The organism is Streptomyces sp. SID1328 (assembly GCF_009865595.1).
GTDB classification, from domain to species: Bacteria; Actinomycetota; Actinomycetes; order Streptomycetales; family Streptomycetaceae; genus Streptomyces; species Streptomyces griseoluteus.
The window spans coordinates 1-1,009 of sequence record NZ_WWKH01000924.1 but is presented as its reverse complement, the minus strand read 5'-3'; the positions used below and the strand labels follow the sequence as shown (position 1 = coordinate 1,009).

Genomic DNA, 1,009 nt, shown 5'->3' with positions numbered 1-1,009 from the left:
AAACGGAATCGAACCGTTGACCTTCTCCTTACCATGGAGACGCTCTGCCGACTGAGCTATGGGGGCCTTGTCGCTTTCGAGGTTTCCCTCGCGGCAACAAGAAGATCGTACCCTGAACGGGCTCGGCTTCCCAAATCCGTTCGCCGCTTGTTCAGAAAGCGGGCTGGAGCAGTCCGCCAAGGGCATTGCAGGCGGCGACGATCCGCTGCATCTCCCGCTTCGTCAGAGCCGGGTCGACGGGCAGCGCGAGCGTCTCGTCCGCGGCCAGCTCGGTCTCCGGCAGCGTCCAGCCGGGGCGCCGGAACCCGGGCAGCCGGTGCGCGGGCGTCTGCACGGGAATCCGGCAGGCAACTCCCCTGGCCCGCAGGGCGCGCGCGAACGCGTCCCGGTCGGGCCGCCCGTTCCCCGGCACCCGGACCACGTACTGCTGGTAGGTGTGCCCGTACCCGCCGTCCGGCGTCCGAACTCCCTTGAGCCGGGCGTCCAGATAGGCGGCCCGTTCCCGCCGCCGCACCAACTCCTCGCCCGGAGCGTCGGCTTCACCCCGCTCCAGCACCAACAGACCGCGTCGGTTTCCCAGTTCACGCAGCGGCCGTACATCGGCCCGCCGGCCGAACCGGTGGACCACGACAACGCCCGCGGTCCGGTCCGTCACGGAGGCCGCGACGGAGTCCGCGTCCAGGCAGTAGGTGACCGGATCTATGTCGGCGAACACCGGCCGCGCGCCCACCAGGGCGACCGCCTCGGCGACTTCGGCGTTCCCGAAGGCAGGTACGACGACTTCGTCCCCGGCTCCCACGCCGGCGGCCCTGAGCATTGCTGCGGTACCCATGCGGCACATGTTCGGGGGACGACGTGAACAACAAGTTACGGAAAATAAAAAAGGGTTGGTCCCTGAACCGAAGTTCAGGGACCAACCCTTTTATCAAAATTAGTTCGGCGGCGTCCTACTCTCCCACAGGGTCCCCCCTGCAGTACCATCGGCGCTGTGAGGCTTAGCTTCCGGGTT

General features: G+C 67.3%; 1 protein-coding gene and 1 rRNA gene. Both read right to left on the bottom strand.

Features of this window, described 5'->3' with window-relative positions; genetic code table 11:
- Positions 1-151 precede the first annotated feature (151 nt).
- Positions 152-817 (bottom strand): DegT/DnrJ/EryC1/StrS family aminotransferase, encoded by a 666-nt coding sequence (locus GT030_RS29780; protein ID WP_161203745.1) that lies wholly within the window; start codon positions 815-817, stop codon positions 152-154.
- A gap of 117 nt (positions 818-934) precedes the next feature.
- Positions 935-1,009 (bottom strand): 5S ribosomal RNA (gene rrf / locus GT030_RS29775); the annotation flags it as partial.